Annotated in this window: 11 protein-coding genes and 1 tRNA gene; 6 read left to right on the top strand and 6 right to left on the bottom strand. The window is 65.1% G+C overall.

Annotated features, from left to right (window positions below):
• The first annotated feature begins 53 nt into the window (after window positions 1-53).
• The 4 genes from BOO69_RS04870 to BOO69_RS04855 all read left to right on the top strand — a co-directional run bounded on the left by BOO69_RS04870 (window position 54) and on the right by BOO69_RS04855 (window position 5199).
• Window positions 54-1652 (top strand): ABC transporter substrate-binding protein, encoded by a 1599-nt coding sequence (locus BOO69_RS04870; RefSeq protein ID WP_071970822.1) that lies wholly within the window; start codon window positions 54-56, stop codon window positions 1650-1652.
• A 16-nt stretch (window positions 1653-1668) separates the two neighbouring features.
• A complete protein-coding gene (locus tag BOO69_RS04865) occupies window positions 1669-2625 on the top strand; it encodes an ABC transporter permease (RefSeq protein ID WP_071970820.1) in 957 nt (318 codons plus the stop codon).
• A 124-nt stretch (window positions 2626-2749) separates the two neighbouring features.
• The gene (locus tag BOO69_RS04860; RefSeq protein WP_071970818.1) at window positions 2750-3565 is read left to right on the top strand and encodes an ABC transporter permease; all 816 of its coding nucleotides are present in this window, start codon (window positions 2750-2752) and stop codon (window positions 3563-3565) included.
• The gene (locus BOO69_RS04855) at window positions 3562-5199 is read left to right on the top strand and encodes an ABC transporter ATP-binding protein (RefSeq protein WP_071970815.1); all 1638 of its coding nucleotides are present in this window, start codon (window positions 3562-3564) and stop codon (window positions 5197-5199) included. The genes BOO69_RS04860 and BOO69_RS04855 overlap by 4 nt, the downstream gene beginning before the upstream one ends.
• Window positions 5200-5220: 21 nt before the next feature.
• Here the strand turns inward: BOO69_RS04855 and BOO69_RS04850 are convergent, their stop codons facing one another.
• Both BOO69_RS04850 and BOO69_RS04845 read right to left on the bottom strand, forming a co-directional pair.
• Window positions 5221-6054: a hypothetical protein gene (locus BOO69_RS04850; RefSeq protein ID WP_071970814.1), complete on the bottom strand. Its 834-nt coding sequence runs from the start codon at window positions 6052-6054 to the stop codon at window positions 5221-5223.
• A gap of 6 nt (window positions 6055-6060) precedes the next feature.
• On the bottom strand, window positions 6061-6243 hold the full coding sequence (locus tag BOO69_RS04845) for a hypothetical protein (protein ID WP_083545453.1): 183 nt from the start codon (window positions 6241-6243) through the stop codon (window positions 6061-6063).
• Window positions 6244-6385: 142 nt separating this feature from the next.
• Here BOO69_RS04845 and BOO69_RS04840 point away from each other — a divergent pair, with 142 nt between their 5' ends.
• Together BOO69_RS04840 and BOO69_RS04835 are read left to right on the top strand one after the other, a co-directional pair.
• Window positions 6386-7348 (top strand): NAD(P)H-binding protein, encoded by a 963-nt coding sequence (locus tag BOO69_RS04840; protein WP_257786726.1) that lies wholly within the window; start codon window positions 6386-6388, stop codon window positions 7346-7348.
• A gap of 67 nt (window positions 7349-7415) precedes the next feature.
• On the top strand, window positions 7416-8252 hold the full coding sequence (locus BOO69_RS04835) for an alkaline phosphatase family protein (RefSeq protein ID WP_071970810.1): 837 nt from the start codon (window positions 7416-7418) through the stop codon (window positions 8250-8252).
• 33 nt (window positions 8253-8285) lie between these two features.
• Here BOO69_RS04835 and BOO69_RS04830 read toward each other — a convergent pair whose 3' ends face one another.
• The 4 genes from BOO69_RS04830 to BOO69_RS04815 all read right to left on the bottom strand — a co-directional run bounded on the left by BOO69_RS04830 (window position 8286) and on the right by BOO69_RS04815 (window position 13213).
• Window positions 8286-9236, bottom strand: coding sequence for an alpha/beta hydrolase (locus tag BOO69_RS04830; RefSeq protein WP_071970808.1), 951 nt, complete (start codon window positions 9234-9236; stop codon window positions 8286-8288).
• A complete protein-coding gene (locus BOO69_RS04825) occupies window positions 9233-11098 on the bottom strand; it encodes an acyl-CoA synthetase (protein ID WP_071970806.1) in 1866 nt (621 codons plus the stop codon). Before BOO69_RS04825 ends, BOO69_RS04830 begins: the two co-directional genes overlap by 4 nt.
• A 149-nt stretch (window positions 11099-11247) precedes the next feature.
• On the bottom strand, window positions 11248-13050 hold the full coding sequence (locus BOO69_RS04820) for an ABC transporter transmembrane domain-containing protein (protein ID WP_071970804.1): 1803 nt from the start codon (window positions 13048-13050) through the stop codon (window positions 11248-11250).
• An 89-nt stretch (window positions 13051-13139) separates the two neighbouring features.
• Window positions 13140-13213, bottom strand: a tRNA-Gly gene (locus BOO69_RS04815).
• Between the last annotated feature and the right edge of the window lie 23 nt (window positions 13214-13236).

The raw sequence follows: 13236 nt of genomic DNA, 5'->3' as shown, positions 1-13236 counted from the left end.
AATCAACAAAAACGGACGGCACACGTCCAGAACCAGATGGGGAGTATCAGACCATGAATGACGAACTGAAACATATGACCAGTCAGGTGGCCAAGGGCCTCATGACCCGACGTGAATTCGTGGGTCGCGCGGCGGCTCTCGGCGTGACGGCCGCCGTCGCCAACACCATGCTGGCCGAACGCGCCGCGGCACAGGAAACGCCCAAGCGCGGCGGGATGATTCGAATCGGTTCCTCCGGCGGCGAATCGACCAACACGCAGGACCCGGCACTGACCGCTTCCGAAGTGCCGCTGAACAACCTCTACGCCTGGGGCGAGACCCTGGTCGAGGTCGACGCCAACGGCGAGATCGAATACCGCATGGCCGAAAGCGTCGAGCCGTCCGCCGACGCCAAGCAGTGGGTCTTCAAGATCCGCAAGGGCATTCCCTTCTCCAACGGCAAGGACATGACCCCCGAGGACGTGCTCAAGACGATGCAGCGCCACTCCAACGAGGACAGCCAGTCCGGCGCGCTCGGCATCATGAAGGGCATCGCCGAGATGAAGGTCGATGGCGACAACTTCATCGTCGATCTCGAAACCCCGAATGCCGACCTGCCCTACCTGATGGCGGACTACCACCTCATCATCCAGCCGAACGGCGGGATGGACAATCCCGGCGCGGCCATCGGGACGGGCGCCTACACGCTCGAAATCGACGAGCCCGGCGTGCGCCACGCCTTCAAGCGCCGCGACGACTATTGGGACAGCGAGAACCGCGGCTGGGCCGACGAGCTGGAACAGCTGGTGCTCAACGACGCCACCGCCCGGACCGCAGCACTGCAGTCCGGCCAGGTGCACGCGATCAACCGCGTCGACCCCAAGGTGGCGGGCCTGCTGGACCGGGCGCCGAACGTATCGGTCCGCTCGGTTGCCGGGCGTGGTCACTACGTGTTCATCGCGCACATCGACACGGCACCGTTCGACAACAACGACCTGCGGCTGGCGCTGAAATACGCCATCAACCGCGAAGAGATGGTGGACAAGATCCTGCGCGGCTACGGCTCCGTCGGGAACGACTTCCCGATCAACGAGGCCTACCCGCTGTTCGACGAAAGCATTCCGCAGCGCGAGCACTCGGTCGAAAAGGCGCGCGAGCACTACGAGAAGTCGGGCCACGACGGCAGCCCGATCATCCTGCGGGTGTCCGACGGTGCCTTCCCCGGTGCCGTGGACGCCGCGGCACTCTTCCAGCAATCGGCACAGGCCGCCGGCATCCCGCTGGAGATCAAGCGCGAGCCGAACGACGGCTACTGGTCCGAGGTATGGAACGTGCAGCCCTTCTGCGCCTCCTACTGGGGCGGTCGCCCGGTGCAGGACCAGATGTACACCACCGCCTATCTTTCCACGGCGGACTGGAACGATACCCGGTGGAAGCGTCCCGAGTTCGACGCCATGCTGAACGAAGCGAAGTCCGAACTGGACGAGGCCAAGCGCAAGGAAATCTACTCCAAGATGGCCATGATGCTGCGCGACGAAGGCGGTCTGATCCTGCCGATGTTCAACGACTTCGTGAACGGCGTGTCCAACGATCTCGGCGGCTGGATCGACGATCCGAACGGCGAGATGATGTCCAACCAGGCGATGATCAAGTGCTGGCTGAAGACCGCCTGATCGGGGCGGCACGGATATGCATCCCATCCTGACCCTCATTGCCCAGCGCCTTGCGCTGGGCATCCTGCTGCTCTTTGCGGCATCCATCCTGATATTCGCCGGCACATCGATCCTGCCCGGCGATGTCGCACAGTCCATTCTCGGTCAGTCGGCAACGCCCCAGGCACTTGCCAACCTGCGCGAGGAACTGGGCATGAACGAACCCGCCGTGACCCGCTACTTCTCGTGGCTCGGCGGTTTCCTTCAGGGCGATCTGGGCACCGCGCTGACCAACGGGCGCGACATCTGGGAGAGCCTCAGCGGACGCCTTGCCAACACGCTTTTCCTCGCCTTCTGGGCCGCCCTGATTTCAGTTCCGTTGGCGATCTTCCTCGGCCTGCTGGCCGTGCGCTACAAGGACCGGTGGCCGGATAAACTGATCTCCGCGGTCACGCTGACCACCATTTCCATTCCCGAATTCATGATCGGCTACGTTCTGATCTACTGGGTCTCGATCAAGCTGGGCTGGTTTTCCTCCGTCGCCATCATCAACGACGGGATGACGCTGGGCCAGAAGCTGAATGCCATCGCGATCCCCGTCATGGTTCTGACACTCGTGGTGCTGGCACACATGATGCGCATGACGCGCGCCGCGATCCTGAACGTGATGCAGTCCGCGTACATCGAAACCGCCGAACTCAAGGGCATGAGGATGCTGACGATCATCCGCCGTCATGCCTTCCCGAACGCGATCGCGCCGATCGTGAACGTGGTCATGCTGAACCTCGCCTACCTCGTCGTCGGCGTCGTGGTGGTCGAAGTGGTGTTCGCCTATCCGGGCATGGGACAGTACCTCGTCGATCACGTCAGCAAGAGGGACGTGCCGGTGGTGCAGGCATGCGGCCTGATCTTTGCGGCCGTCTACATCGGGCTGAACCTCGTGGCCGATATCGTGTCGATCCTCGCCAACCCGCGCCTGAGGCATCCGAGATGAAGCCCGCCGCCCGCGCATTCATCTCGCCCCGCCCCCACCGCGCTTGCCGGGCCGGCGCAGGCTTCGGCACCTGCCCTGTCGCCGCCCCATCCGTCCTGCCCGCGCGCCATCCGGAATCCTGGCCATGAAAAACATTCCCATTTCCGCCATGATCGGCCTGTTCTTCACCAGCCTGTATTTCCTCATGGCCATATTCGCCCCGCTGATCGCGCCCTACGGCATGGCCGAAACCGTCGGCGACGTGTGGGAAGCGCCGTCATCCCAGTTCCTTCTGGGGACGGACAGCATCGGGCGCGACCTGCTGACCCGCCTGATCTATGGCGGACGCACCACGATCTTCATCGCCACGATGGCCACGATACTCAGCTTCGTGACCGGCGCGGTGCTGGGCTTTTTCGCAGCGGTGTCCGGCGGCTGGGTCGATCAGGCGATCTCGCGCTTCGTCGACCTGATCATGTCGATCCCCTCGCTGATCTTCGCCCTTGTGGTCCTGTCGGTGATGCCGACCACCACCACCATCCTGATCGTCCTGATGGGCCTGCTTGATTCCACCCGCGTCTACCGGTTGGCCCGCGCCGTTGCGGTGGACATCACGGTCATGGACTACGTGGAGGCGGCACGGCTGCGCGGTGAAAAGATCGGCTGGATCATCTTTCGGGAGACTTTGCCCAACGCCCTGTCGCCGCTGGTCGCGGAAATGGGGCTGCGCTTCATCTTCATGGTCCTTTTCATCTCCACCCTCAGCTTTCTCGGGCTGGGCGTGCAACCGCCGCTGGCGGATTGGGGCGGCATCGTGAAGGAGAACAAGGAAGGCATCAACTACGGCATCTCGGCGGCGCTCTACCCGGCCTATGCCATCGCCACCCTGTGCATATCGATCAACCTGGTGGCCGACTGGATCCTGAACCGTACCACCTCGCTGAAAGGAGGCAGAGGATGACCGAACCGCTTCTCAAGGTCCGCGGCCTCAAGATCGGCGCGACGGTCTATCCTCCCGGCGAACGCCCCCGCGACATCGACATCGTGCATGGCGTGGATTTCGATCTGGAGGCCGGCAAGGTGCTGGGCCTGATCGGCGAATCCGGCGCGGGCAAATCCACCATCGGCCTCGCCACCATGGCCTATGGCCGTGGCGGTGTGGAACTGACCGGCGGCGAAGTCTGGGTCAACGGGCGCGACATCCTCAAGACCGGCGTGGGCGACGTGCGTCGCCTGCGCGGCGGAGAAGTGACCTATGTCTCGCAATCCGCCGCCGCCTCGTTCAACCCGGCCAAGAAGATCATGGAGCAGGTGACCGAAGCCGCGGTGCGTCAGGGCAAGTTTTCCCGCAAGGAGGCCGAGAGCCGCGCGAGGGCGCTCTTTGCCAAACTGGGGCTGCCGGACCCCGACAACATCGGCAGCCGGTATCCGCATCAGGTATCCGGCGGGCAGCTTCAGCGTTGCATGACCGCGCTGGCGCTCTGCCCCGAGCCCGACCTCGTGGTCTTCGACGAACCGACGACCGCGCTCGATGTCACCACGCAGATCGACGTGCTTGCCGCCATCAAGGAAGCCATCGCGGATACCGGGGTTGCCGCGCTCTACATCACCCACGACCTCGCCGTCGTGGCGCAGGTAAGCGACCACATCATGGTTCTCCAGCAGGGCAAGATGGTCGAGTACGGGACGACCGACCAGATCATCAACAACCCGCAGGAAGAATATACCCAGGCGCTGGTGTCCGTCCGGTCGATCCGGCACGAGGAGAAGAAACCCACCGACAACCCGCTGCTGCGGGTGGAGAACGTGACCGCGCGCTACCGCGGCACCGACTTCGACGTGCTCAAGGACGTGAACGTCGAACTGCATCCGGGCCAGACCCTCGCCATCGTCGGCGAAAGCGGCTCGGGCAAGTCCACGCTGGCGCGGGTCATCACCGGGCTTCTGCCTCCGAGCGAAGGCCAGATCGTGTTCGACGGGCGGGCGTTGTCGCCCGCGCTGAAGCAGCGCAGCTACGAGGATCTGCGCGAATTGCAGATGATCTACCAGATGGCGGACACCGCGATGAATCCGCGCCAGACGGTTGGCACCATCATCGGCCGGCCGCTGGAATTCTACTTCAACCTCAAGGGCCGCGCCAAGCAGGAGCGGATACAGGAACTGCTGGACGAGATCGAATTGGGCGACGGGTTCCAGGATCGCTACCCGGCAGAGCTTTCAGGCGGTCAGAAACAGCGTGTCTGCATCGCCCGCGCGCTGGCGGCCAAGCCCAAGCTCATCATCTGCGACGAGGTGACGTCGGCGCTCGACCCGCTGGTGGCCGACGGCATCCTCAAGCTGCTCCTGAAATTGCAGAAGATCGAGGACGTCTCATACCTTTTCATCACCCATGATCTGGCCACGGTGAAGGCCATCGCCGACAGCATCGCGGTGATGTACCAGGGCAAGGTGGTGCGCTATGGCCCCAAGAGCGAGGTCCTCGCCCCGCCCTTCGACGCCTACACCGACCTGCTCCTGTCGTCCGTACCGGAGATGAAGCTGGGTTGGCTCGAAGAAGTGATCGAGTCCCGCCGCATGGAAAGCGCCGGGAACTAGACTACTAAACTGGCCCCTGCCCTACCCCGCGCAGCGCGCGGTGTAGGTCTCTATCAGACGTCTTGCGTTCCGGTCCTGCGCATCCTCGGCAGGCGTGCCGTCGAGCGTCCATGCCTCCAGCGCCTCGACCAATGGACCGATCTTGTCGCAGGGTTGCTCGTAGTAGAGCTCCATGTGCACGCGGTACTGCAGGATCATCCGCCGCAGCGCCAACGCACGGGAGGAAACCGCGACCTCGTCGGTGAGGGCGTAGGCTTCTCCCAATTGCTTGCGGGCTGCGTCGAGGTCGAAGGCGTCCCCCTCCGCCCCGAGGATGCGACCCCGGAAAAGCGCCAGCTCGACCCTTTCCGAGGCGCTGCGCGCACCGTCGTCCAGCGTTTCCGCGACCGCCCAGGCGTCCCGCGTCCTGCCCAGCAGAAGCAGTTGATCGGCAAGGATCTGCGCCTCCGCCGGTTGAAAGAAGCCGGGGTGGTCCTGCCAGTGCCCGAAGGTCTGGCTGGCCAGCCGCTGACGCAAACCGAGATTCGCCGCCTCGAAACCCTGCGCACCGGACAGGCTGTCGGACTCGTTCAGGGCATAGGCTTTCTCGTTCAGCTTCTGGATTTCCCGCAGGTTGCTTTCGATCGTGCCAAGCGTGGCGCTGTCGCGGCCCATGTAGCGGAGGTAGACATCGTCATAGAAGGTGTAACAGGCCAGAACGAAGGCCAATGGCAGGCCGGACAGCTTGACCCAATCCTGCCAGGTATTGTCGCTGTACCACCGCTTGTCGCGGTTGTTTTCCTCGGCGGCTCTCTCGAAGGCGCTCAGGCGGGCGCGCAGCCGGTCGTTCTCGGCCCGCAGGTCGGTGTTCGTCACCTTGCCTTACCAGTGTTCGGATTTCGCATGACCGCATCGGGCACAATTGAAGCCGCCCGGCGGATCCACGAAGCTCGGGCAGCCGCAGCCCTTTTCCATGCATTTTCCGGTGCCCAGCCGCACCACGCCTTGATCGTCCTTACGCGACGTGGCCGCGTCTTCCGTCACCCGTGTAATCCAGTGTTTCATGAAATTGACCTCTGATTCCAATGGACGGATTCTATCACGGGTCGACTTTTCGCCAAAGTGGACAAGCGAGAAGGGAAAACCCGCCGTTGCACCGACCGCCTCGCTGGTGTCGAATGAAGCGGTCCGAACCGGAGAAACGCACGTGTGCCACCCGACTGCTCCCCGCAGGATCGCCATTGCCGGGGCAACCGGCACCGCAGGTCGGGCCACCGCGATGGCCCTTCGCGATGCAGGCCACGCGGTACTGGCGCTGGGGCGGCGCGATCCGAACCTGCCCGGCATCGACTTCCAGCAAGCGGACATGATGGACACCGGACAGCTTGCCGCGAGCCTGCGCACCGCGGGGGTGGACGGTGTCGTTTCCTGCATCGCGTCGCGCACCGGCGCGCCCGCCGACGCATGGGCGACCGACCATGATGCCAACCTGGCCTTGCTACGGGCCGCGCAGGACGCGGGCGTGGGGCAGTTCATCCTGCTGTCCGCGATCTGCGTCCAGAAACCGCGCCTCGCCTTCCAGCACGCCAAGCGCGCCTTCGAGGACCGCCTGATCGGTTCCGGCCTGCGCTACGGCATCGTGCGGCCCACGGCCTTCTTCAAGTCCCTCTCGGGACAGGTGGAGCGCGTGCGTCAGGGCAAGCCCTACCTGCTGTTCGGCCGTGGCGACCTGACCGCCTGCAAGCCGATCAGCAACCGCGACCTCGGCGCCTATATCGTCCGCTGCCTCGACGACCCGGCGCTGGCGGACCGCGTCCTGCCGATCGGCGGCCCCGGCCCCGCGCTGACCCCGCGCGACATGGGCGCGGCGCTGTTCAAACTGGCGGGGATGCCGCCGCGATACCGCAGCGTGCCGCCTTTCCTGCTGCGCGGCGTGGCGCGGGGGCTCGACCTTGGCGGCCGGTTCACCCCGCGACTGGGGGCGAAGGCGGAATTCGCGCGGATCGGCCACTACTACGCCACCGAATCCATGCTGGTCTGGAACGCCGCGGAAGGGCGATACGACGCCGACGCGACACCGGAAACCGGGCAGGACAGGCTCTTCGATCATTTCGCCGCCCTGCTGGCCGGGCGCGCGTTGCCGGAACGCGGCGATCACGCGGTGTTCTGACCGCAGGTAAGCCGTTGCACCCCCGCGCCGCCTGCGGTCATACTGCCGCAACGATGGAGGTGCCTTAATGGACAAGAAACTGCTGCTGATCATCCTCGATGGCGTGCCCTACCGGAACTGGCGCCGCCTGTTCGGCAATCTCGAAGGGTGGGTACAGTCCGGCGATGCCCGCGTCTGGAAGATCCGCGCGGTCCTGCCTTCCATCTCGGCGTCGTGCTATGCGTCGATCCACACCGGCGTCGCCCCCGCGCAGCATGGCTGTACCGGCAACGGGAACGTCTTTCGCCTGAAGGAAAAGGATGTCTTTGCCCAGGTCCGCGCGGGCGGCGGCGTGACGGGCGCCGTGGCCCATTCCTTCTGGTCGGAATTCTTCAACCGTCACCCCTTCGACTACGTCCGCGACATCGAGTACGACGAGCCGGACAGCGATACGATCAACCACGGACGGTTTCACACGATGACCGGCTACGGGCTGGTCAACCAGATGACCCCCTCCGACGTCGATCTCTTTGCCACGCTGACAAACCTCTGCGTCCGGTTCGGGCTCAACTACGGTATGCTGCACACCTGCACGCTGGACAGCATGGGACACCGGTTCTTCCACGACTGCCAGGAGATGGACCACGCCTGCGCCGTGATGGACGAGATGCTGGCGCCCTTCATCTCCAAGTGGATGGCGGCGGGCTACGAGATCATCGTGACGGCGGACCATGGGCAGGACGAACGCGGCCACCACGGCGGCCGGGGCGAGTTGCAGCAGGATGCCGCGCTCTACTACTTCGGTCCGGCAAAGGGGCCGCGCCCGGATACGGTGATCGACCAGCTTCAGCTCGCGCCCACGATACTGCATCGGTTGGGCGCCCCGGTGGCCGATACGATGAAGGCGAAAAGCTTCCTCGACTGAACGCCACCGCCCGGGCGTCGTGCCCGCAAGGGGTCAGCCGTCGACGTCCCCGTAGGGCCAGTCGCCTCGACCCAGTGCGGCGATCCCGTCGACCACCCGGTCGAAGAAGACGGCGGCGCGCGACGACATGCTCCGCGCCCGCAGGCAACCGTGCACCATGCCGGGCTCATTGAACCACACCGCCTGACCACCCGCCGCGCGCAGCTTGTCGCGGTAGGCCTCACCGTCGCTGGCCAGCGGGTCGCACTCCGCCGTGACCAGCACGCTTGGCGGCAAGCCGGAAAAATCGTTGTCGTTCAACGGCGCGTAGCGCGGGTCGTCCACCGGCGGCTCGGCCCCGCCGGTACGGACCTTCTGGTAGAACGCCATGTCCGCTACGGTCAGTTGCGGCGCTTCGGCATGTTCCACGTAGGACCCCTGCCCCCAATCCCCGCCGAGGCCGGGATAGATCAGCACCTGGCCCACGATCCGGCCCGGCGCAGCCCGCCGCGCCTGATGCGACACGGCGGCGGCGAGGTTGCCGCCCGCACTGTCCCCGGCAAGGACCAGCGGCCCCGGATGGACACGGGCAATGGCCTTGAACGCGGCATAGGCGTCCTCGAAACAGCCGGGAAAGACGGTCTCAGGCGCCAGCCCGTAATCGACGGAGATCACCCGGTACCCCGTCCGGTCGCAGATGGCGGCGCAGACGTCATCGTGACTGTCCAGCCCGCCCACCACGAAGCCGCCCCCGTGGTAGTAGACAACCGTAACGTCCGTTGGCGTCTTTTCGTAGATCCGGCAGGGCACGGCGCCATAGGGCAGGTCGCGCACCATGAGACCCGGCGGCCTGCCCTGGTCGAAGATCCGGCACATCGCATCGTAGACGCGCCGCTGATCCTCGACGGAGAGATCGACGGCATCGGGCGGATAGGCCGCGTCGAGCCGCTCGATATAGGCCCAGGTCTCGGCGTCGATCAGGCTGCGGTAGTCAGGTTTGCTCACGCCGCATCCCAGGGGCGGGTGAAGCTGTCGAGCACCTTGCCCACGGCTTCCTTCGACGCGCCGTTCATGCTGATCTTGGCAACCAGACCGCGCTTCTTGTCATCGACCACGTGATCGACCCGCGCCGCGCAATCCGCGTCCTTGAGAGCCGCATCATAAACCCGCGTGATCGCGTCCTTGCGCAGGTCGGGCTTGAAGATCTTGCCGACCGCGGTCTTGGGCAGTTCCTTCATGATGGTGATGTGCTTGGGCTGTGCCGCACGCTCGTGGACCTTTTCGGTGGCGTAGGCCAGCAGTTCCTCCTCGGTCACCTCCGAGCCTTCGACAAGTTCGACGTAGGCGCAGGGCAGCTCGCCCGCGTGGGCGTCGGGCTGCCCGATCGCCCCGGCAAAGGCGACCGCGTCGTGGCCCAGGAGCGCCTCCTCGATCTCGGCGGGGTCGATATTGTGACCGCCGCGAATGATCAGGTCCTTGGACCGGCCGGTGATCCAGAGGTAACCGTCCGCATCCATCCGGCCCAGGTCTCCGGTGCGCAGGAAACGCCCCTCGTAATAGAGATCCTTGTTCTTCTCCGCCTCGGTGTAGGTATTGCCGACATAGACACCGGGGTTCGACACGCAGATCTCGCCGATCTCGTCCACGCCAAGTTCCTTGCCGTTGCTGACGATCTTCACCTCGGTATAGGGGAAGGGAATGCCGATGGAGCCGACCTTCTTGAGACCGTCAATGGGGTTGCCGGACACGAGACAGGTGGCCTCGGTCATGCCGTAGCCTTCGACGATGGTCATGCCGGTCGTCTTTTCAAAGCGCCGGAACAGTTCCAGCGGCAGGGGCGCCGACCCGGAAAAGGCCGTCTTGACGGTCGAGATATCGGCATCGACGGGCCGCTGCATCGTCGCTGCAAGGGCCGTGGGCACGGAAACGACAAAGGTGACTTTCCACCGCTCGACCAGTTTCCACAGGTTGTCGAACACGCCCTCGCCCCGGTAGCCCTGCGGCGTCGGGAAAACGATGTGCGCCCCCGACGACAACGCCCCAAGCAGCATCACCTGGCAGGCCATGACGTGGAACAGCGGCAGCGGGCACAGCATCACGTCGTCTTCCGTCAGCAGCAGTTCCGAGCCGACCCAACCGTTGTAGATCGTGCCGGAATAGAGGTGCTGAGCTACCTTGGGCATGCCGGTCGTGCCCCCGGTGTGGAAGTAGAAGGCCACGCGGTCTTCCTGAACATCCTCGAATGTCAGTTCCTTGGGTTGCTTCGCGATCTCGGCGTTGAAGTCGAGGTACTTGGCCTGGTTCTCGGTCAAGCCCTTGGGTCGGATCAGCGGCACGATCCACGATTTCGGCGGCGTCAGGTAGCGCACGAGGTCGACTTCGAGCACCGTGTGCACCCCCGGCGCCAGCTTGACCGCCTCGGCGGTCTTCTGGGCCACGTCGGTCTTGGGAAAGGGCCGCAGGGTCACGACCACGGATGCGCCGGTCTCCCGCAGGATGGAGCCGATCTGCTCGGCGTCCAGCAGCGGGTTGATGGGGTTGGCGATCCCCGCAACCCCACCGCCCAGCAGCGCCAGTACGGTCTCGTTGCAGTTGGGCAGGACGTAGGCCACCACGTCCTTGGGGCCGATCCCGAGGGACCTGAAAAGGTTCGCCGTCTGGCTGACCTTGTCCTTGAGCTGGGTCCAGGTGAACGTCTCGGCCTTGTCCTTGGGCCCGGATAGGATCTGGTAGCTGATCGCCTTGTGGTTCGGGAACTTGCCGGTCGTCCGTTCGATCAGGCCGTACAGTGTCTTGGGCAGATCCCGCTCCGCCCAGGGCATTTCGCTTTCGATCTTCGTGCGGTCTTCGATACCACTGTATCCCATGGCCTATCCTCCCCGATTGCCGGTTTCCGGCTGAATTTTTTCCAGCCCGGAGGATGCGATGAAAAGCGGCTGTTCGCAAGATGATGTCCACCGGTGACGCTGGGGCACGCGGGATGACGCAGCGGAACACCGCCACATTGGCGATATGTCTACTCGGCCGCGATACCGTCGGTGAACTGCAGCCGCGCCAGCCGCGCGTAGAGCCCGCCCTTGGCCACCAGATCATCATGGGTGCCCATGGCGACCACCCGTCCGGCCTCCAGCACGACGATACGGTCGGCCTTTTTCACCGTGGCCAGCCGGTGCGCGACGATCAGCGTGGTGCGGTCGCGGCTGAGGTGATCGACGGCCCGTTGCACCGCACGTTCGCTTTCCGCGTCGAGAGCGCTGGTCGCCTCGTCCAGCAGCAGCACCGGCGCATCCCGAAGGATGGCGCGTGCGATGGCGATGCGTTGTTTCTGCCCGCCGGAAAGCATCACGCCCCGCTCACCGAGATAGCTGTCGTAACCCTCGGGCAGCGCGGCGATGAAATCGTGCGCGGCGGCGGCGCGTGCGGCGGCTTCCACCTCGGCATCGGTGGCGTCCGGTCGACCGAACCGAATGTTTTCCGATGCCGACGCGGCAAAGATCACCGGGTCTTGCGGGACCAGCGCAATCGCCCGCCGGAAGGCATCGCGCGCCACGTCCCGCAGGTCCACGCCATCCAGCGTGATCCGGCCGGACACGGGGTCGTAGAACCGCAGGATCAGCTGGATGATCGTGGTCTTGCCGGCGCCTGACGGCCCGACAAAGGCCACCGTTTCTCCCGGCCGGATGTCCAGCGTCACCCCGTCGAGCGCGGCAGTGTCCGGTCGCGCGGGATAGGAGAAATGCACGTCCTCGAACGCGATATGCCCCCGCGCCGGTTCCGGAAGCGCCGATGCGCTAACCGGGTCCTGCACGCTGTCCTCGGCGTGCAGCAGTTCGACGAGCCGTTCCGTCGCCCCCGCCGCGCGCTGCAACTCGCCCCAGATTTCCGACAGTGCCGCGACCCCGCCGGCGACCATCACGGCGTAGATGACGAACTGCACCAGCGCGCCGGGTGTCATGTCGCCCGCCCGGACATCGTTGGCCCCGATCCAGAGCACGCCGACCACACCGGTGAAGACAAGGAAGATCACGATGACGGTCATCGCCGCGCGGGTCTTGATCCTGCGGCGCGCCGCATCGAAGGAGCCTTCGGTCATCCGGGCAAAGGCATCGCGCGTCACGGTCTCATGGGTGAAGGCCTGAACCGTCTGCACCGCGCCGAGGCTTTCCGAGGCATTGCCGGATGACGCCGCGATCCAATCCTGGTTTTCGCGGCTGATGACCCGCAACCTGCGGCCCAGCACGAGAATCGGGATGATGACGGCCGGCACGATCAGCAGGACCAGACCGGTCAGCTTGGCCGACGTCAGCAGCATCAGGGCAAGCCCGCCGACGAAGATCAGGATGTTGCGCAGCGCGATCGAGACCGAAGACCCGATGACGCTGAGGATCAGCGTGGTGTCGGTGGTGATCCGGCTCAGAACCTCGCCGGTCATGATGCGTTCGTAGAACGCGGGGCTCATGGAGATCACCCGGTCGAAAACCGACCGCCGGATGTCGGCAACCACCCGTTCGCCCAGCCGCGTCACCAGCGCGTAGCGCAGGCCGGTACCTACCGCCAGAAGTGCCGCGATCCCGAGCGCGGCGAGGAAATAGCGGTCCAGCAGCTCGGTTTCCGCGACGCGGAAGTTGTCCACGACCCGGCGCACGGCCAGCGGGAGGGTGAGCGACACCATCGCGGTCAGCACCAGCGCCAGCACGGCCAGGGCGGCAAGGCCCCTATAGGGTCTCATGAACGGCAGCAGCGCCTTCAACGCCCCGATCTGCCGCGATTTCGCGCGTTCCTCGGTCTGGGTCGGTGCGGGTGCGGGGGTGCGTGCCATGCGTCGTCCTTTGTCGTCGTGCCGTGTCTTGGCGCGGCGGGAAGCGCGGGTCAAGCGCCCGAGGTGTCGCAGTCACTGGCCGAGGAAGATGGAGCGGGCGACGGGAATCGAACCCGTATCATCAGCTTGGAAGGCTGAGGTCTTACCATTACACAACGCCCGCGCTGCCCCGGAGTTAAGTCATCC

This window comes from Sulfitobacter alexandrii, assembly GCF_001886735.1.
Lineage (GTDB): Bacteria > Pseudomonadota > Alphaproteobacteria > Rhodobacterales > Rhodobacteraceae > Sulfitobacter > Sulfitobacter alexandrii.
The sequence above is the reverse complement of the archived record's forward strand: the minus strand, read 5'-3'. Positions and strand labels throughout refer to the sequence as shown.